6 protein-coding genes are annotated in these 4304 nt (G+C 74.2%); all 6 read right to left on the bottom strand.

The window, feature by feature from the left end; genetic code table 11:
* On the bottom strand, positions 1–204 hold a 204-nt coding region (locus HGA02_RS11895; protein WP_168679183.1), incomplete at its 3' end, for a hypothetical protein.
* Positions 205–413: 209 nt separating this feature from the next.
* Positions 414–1355 (bottom strand): TSUP family transporter, encoded by a 942-nt coding sequence (locus HGA02_RS11890; protein WP_168679182.1) that lies wholly within the window; start codon positions 1353–1355, stop codon positions 414–416.
* A gap of 98 nt (positions 1356–1453) precedes the next feature.
* The gene (locus HGA02_RS11885) at positions 1454–1912 is read right to left on the bottom strand and encodes an RrF2 family transcriptional regulator (protein ID WP_168679181.1); all 459 of its coding nucleotides are present in this window, start codon (positions 1910–1912) and stop codon (positions 1454–1456) included.
* 82 nt (positions 1913–1994) lie between these two features.
* Positions 1995–2405: an RrF2 family transcriptional regulator gene (locus tag HGA02_RS11880; RefSeq protein WP_162353709.1), complete on the bottom strand. Its 411-nt coding sequence runs from the start codon at positions 2403–2405 to the stop codon at positions 1995–1997.
* A 62-nt stretch (positions 2406–2467) separates the two neighbouring features.
* The gene (locus HGA02_RS11875) at positions 2468–3469 is read right to left on the bottom strand and encodes a sulfate/molybdate ABC transporter ATP-binding protein (RefSeq protein WP_168679180.1); all 1002 of its coding nucleotides are present in this window, start codon (positions 3467–3469) and stop codon (positions 2468–2470) included.
* A complete protein-coding gene (locus HGA02_RS11870) occupies positions 3466–4278 on the bottom strand; it encodes a sulfate ABC transporter permease subunit (RefSeq protein ID WP_168679184.1) in 813 nt (270 codons plus the stop codon). The genes HGA02_RS11875 and HGA02_RS11870 overlap by 4 nt, the downstream gene beginning before the upstream one ends.
* Positions 4279–4304 lie beyond the last annotated feature (26 nt).

Genomic DNA, 4304 nt, shown 5'->3' with positions numbered 1-4304 from the left:
GTGCAGCGCGTGGGCGGGTCCGCCGACCTGCCCGTGCCGGCTGGCGTCGTGGCCGAGCGCGGCGAACGGGTCGTGGCGCACGGCCGGGACGGCGGTGACGGGCTGCACCCGGGTGTTCCACGTGCCGGCGTGCGGTCGGTGGGTCCACCCGGCCGTCCCGGGTGCCGCGCCGTCGCGGTGGCCGGGCTCGTCGTGCATCGTCACGTGGGTGTCGCCTCTCGTCGCTGGCGGGACGAGTATCCCCGAGAAACGGGGCTCATGCGACATATCGGACGCCGTGCACCGCATCGGGTGAGAAGGCGGGGCGACCGCCGGCGACGCCTCACCGGATCGGGTGACAGGCGCGCGACGCGACTCGCGGAGCGGACGGTCAGACCGGGTGACCAGTCCGGCTGAGGGTCGTGAGGCGCGCGTCAGACGGCGGTCGCGACGACCTTCTCGTCCTCGGCGGCACCGGCGGTCTCGGCGGCCTCGGCCCGCGCGGCGGCCTGGTCGGCGCGGTACGCGCGGACGGACCAGACGATCGCGGCGACCCAGACGACCGCGAGGACGCCGAGGACGACGCCCTCCTGCGGCGCGCCCTTCCAGCCGAGCCAGTCGCTGCGGACGAGGGTGCGGGTGTTGGTGAGGACGATGACGCCGCCGACGGCCGAGCCGAGGATGCGCGGCGGGACGTGCCGCACGAGCCACGCGGCGATGGGCGCGGCGACGAGCCCGCCGAGCAGCAGCGCGAGCGCCCACGTGAGGTTGACGCCCTGCGAGCCGATCGCGACGAGGAAGCCGACGCTCGCGGCGAGCGCGACGAGGAACTCGGACGTGTCGATCGAGCCGATGACCTTGCGCGGCTCCAGCCGACCGCTCGCGAGCAGGGCCGGGGTGCCGATCGGCCCCCACCCGCCGCCACCGCTCGCGTCGACGAAGCCGGCGACCAGGCCGAGCGGGGCGAGGAACCGCTTGCGCAGGGGCAGGTGGCGGCGGTCGGTGCGCAGGCCGAACAGCGTGAACCGCACGAGCAGGTAGACGCCGAGGCCGAGCAGGATGAGCGACATGGCGGGCGCGCCGGCCTCGGTCGAGAGCCGCGACAGGAACTGCGCGCCGACGAACGCGCCGATCGCGCCGGGGACGCCGACGCGCAGGACGACCTTCCAGTCGACGTTGCCGAACCGCCAGTGCGAGACGCCCGACGCGAGCGTCGTGCCGATCTCGGCGAGGTGGACCGTCGCGGACGCGGCAGCGGGGTTGGTGCCGATTGCGAGCAGCAGCGTCGAGGACGTCACGCCGTAGGCCATGCCGAGGCTGCCGTCGACGAGCTGCGCGGCGAGGCCCGCGAGGGCGAGGAGCAGGAGCTGCGGCACGGGAGACCTCGGGGGACGACGACGGAGGACGGCTTTCCCGATAATCCCGAGTGACTTACTTGCATTTCAACCGTCGACCGGATGCTGAGACCCGGTGCTCAGGGATTGGTCCAGGCGTCCTCGTGCGCGGCCATCTCCCGGACGTGCGCGGGGAGCTCCCCCGCGACGAGCGCCGCGAGCGTGACCTCGTCGAGCACGCTGCGCACGCTCGCCCGCAGCGCGATCCAGACCTCGAGCAGCGACGCGGCCGACCCCTCGTACTCGAGGCTCGGCGGGCGCTCGTCCCGGACGGTCACGAGCGGGCCGTCGACCGCCCGGATGATCTCGGCGAGCGTGATCTCCTCCGCGGGCCGAGCCAGCCGGAACCCTCCCGAACGGCCGCGCACGCTCGCGACCAGCCCGCCGCGGCGCAGGTCGCCGAGGATGCGCTCGAGGAAGCTCGACGGGAGCCCCTGACCGGTCGCGAGGTCCTCCGACGCGACCGGGTCGCCGTGCGGGCTGCTCGCCAGCTCGGCGCACGCCCGCACCGCATAGTCCGCCTTCGCCGAGACACGCATACCGGCATTGTGCCCTCGCCGGGCCTGGGACCTCGGCACCCGCGGGCTGCCCGAGTCGTCCCGCACGCGCACGCGCCGCGCGTCAGGCGCCGACCGCGCCCCGCAGCAGGTCGTCGAGCGTCACGCCGTCGAGCACCTCGCGCAGCCGCTGGTCCGTGAGCTCCCACAGCGCGGGCAGGTGGCGCGCGACGCCGTCGTACGTGAGCCGCCCGGGCGGCACGGCCCGGACCGTCACGAGCGGCCCGTCGAGCCCCCGGACGACGTCGCCGACCGCGATCTCCCCCGCCTCGCGCGCGAGCGAGTAGCCGCCGTGCGCGCCGCGTCGCGACGTCACGAAGCCGAGCTTGCGCAGGTCGTTGAGGATGCCCTCGGCGTACTGCTGCGGCAGGTCCTGCTCGACGGCCAGCTGCTCGACCTTGACGACCTCGGGCGCGTGCTGCGCGAGCAGCAGGAGCGCGCGGACGGCGTAGTCAGCCTTGGCGGAGACGTGCACGGGCGGTCACCCCCGCGCCGGTCGGGTCGACGGTCGACGGCGTCGGCGCGGCCGCGGACGGCTCACGCCGACCCGCTCGCGGACGACGGCACGAGCGCGGGCGACGACACGGGCACGGCGGCGGCCGACGCGTGCGGCCGCAGCCACACCTGCTGCCCCTCGGTGAGCCCGAGCCCGTCCGCCTGGCCGCGCGTGAGCTGGACCCACGGCGTCGACCCGTCCTCGGCGCGCGTCTCGGCGCGCACCTCGTACCCGACGCGCAGCAGCCGCGTGATCGTCACCGGCAGCGCCTCGGGGCGGTCGTCCTCGACGATCTCGATGTCGTGCGGGCGCACGAGCCGGCCGCCCAGACGCGTCGTCGGGCCGAGGAACTGCATGACGAACTCGTTGGCGGGTCGGTCGTAGAGCTCGGCCGGCGAGCCCACCTGCTCGATCCGGCCCTGGTTGATGACGACGATCGTGTCGGCGACCTCGAGCGCCTCCTCCTGGTCGTGCGTGACGAACAGCGTCGTCACGTGCACCTCGTCGTGCAGGCGGCGCAGCCAGTCCCGCAGCTCCTTGCGCACCTGCGCGTCGAGCGCGCCGAACGGCTCGTCGAGCAGCAGGACCTCGGGCTGCACGGCGAGCGCCCGTGCGAGCGCCATGCGCTGCCGCTGCCCGCCCGAGAGCTCCGACGGCAGGCGGTCCGCGAGCTGCTCCAGGTGGACGAGCTCGAGCAGCTCGTCGACGCGCTTGCGCACCTCGTCCTTCGGCCGACGCCGGATCTCGAGCCCGAAGGCCACGTTGCGGCGCGTGCTGAGGTGCTTGAACGCCGCGTAGTGCTGGAACACGAAGCCGACGCTGCGCCGCTGCGGCGGGAGCGTGGTCGCGTCGCGCCCGGCGATCTCGATGGTGCCGGTGTCGGGGTGGTCGAGGCCCGCGATGATGCGCAGCAGCGTGGACTTGCCGCCGCCGCTCGGGCCGAGCAGCGCGGTCAGGCCGCCTGCCGGGACGTCGAGGTCGATGTCCGTGAGGGCGGGGAACGTGCCGAACCAGCGGTTCACCCCGCGGACGACGATGCTCATCTCTTCTCCTTCGGCCGCAGCAGGGTGATCACGACGATGAACAGCACCGCGACGAGCATGAGGACGAACGCGGCGGCGAACGCGGCGCGCTGCGCGTCGGGCCCGAACTCCTGGTAGGCGTCGTTGACGAACAGGGTCAGCGTCTGGGACTGCCCGGCGACGCTGCCGCTGACGACGCGGACGGCGCCGAACTCGCCGAGCGAGCGGGCCAGGCTGAGCACGACGCCGTACGCGAGCGCCCACTTGATCGTCGGCAGGGTGATGCGGCGCAGCCGCGCCCAGGCGCCCGCGCCGAGCGACTGCGCGGCCTGCTCCTGCTCGACGCCCGCCTCCTCGAGCGTCGGGACGACCTCCCGGACGACGAGCGGCAGCGACACGATGACGGTCGCGAGCACCATGCCCGGCACCGCGAAGATGACCTGGAACCCGGCCTGCTCGAGCGCGGGCCCGAACCAGCCGTTCGTCCCGTAGACGAGGATCAGCGCGACGCCGACGACGATCGGCGAGATCGACACGGGCAGGTCGATGACCGCGTTGAGCAGCCGGCGTCCGGGGAACTCGTACCGGGCGAGCAGGATGCCGATGCCGACGCCGAACACGGTGTTGAGGACGGTCGCGAGCCCGGCGACGACGAGCGTCAGGCGCGCGGCCGCGACGAAGTCGGGCGACGTCAGGACGTCGAGGACCGGCACGAGCCCGTCGGCGAACGTGTAGCGGACGACCGTCAGGACGGGCAGCGCGACGAGGCCGGCGACGGCGACGACCGCGCCGCTGAGCCGTGCGGCGTAGAAGCCGTAGCGGCGGCGCATGTACCCGGCCTCCTGGATGGTGCGGG

This window comes from Cellulomonas septica, from assembly GCF_012396155.1.
GTDB classification, from domain to species: domain Bacteria; phylum Actinomycetota; class Actinomycetes; order Actinomycetales; family Cellulomonadaceae; genus Cellulomonas; species Cellulomonas septica.
This window is presented reverse-complemented; position numbering and strand designations above follow the sequence as displayed.

Coding starts and splice junctions, on each gene's coding strand:
- HGA02_RS11885 (WP_168679181.1), bottom strand. CDS start 1,912: ATGCGTGTCTCGGCGAAGGCGGACTATGCGGTGCGGGCGTGCGCCGAG.
- HGA02_RS11875 (WP_168679180.1), bottom strand. CDS start 3,469: ATGAGCATCGTCGTCCGCGGGGTGAACCGCTGGTTCGGCACGTTCCCC.
- HGA02_RS11870 (WP_168679184.1), bottom strand. CDS start 4,278: ATGCGCCGCCGCTACGGCTTCTACGCCGCACGGCTCAGCGGCGCGGTC.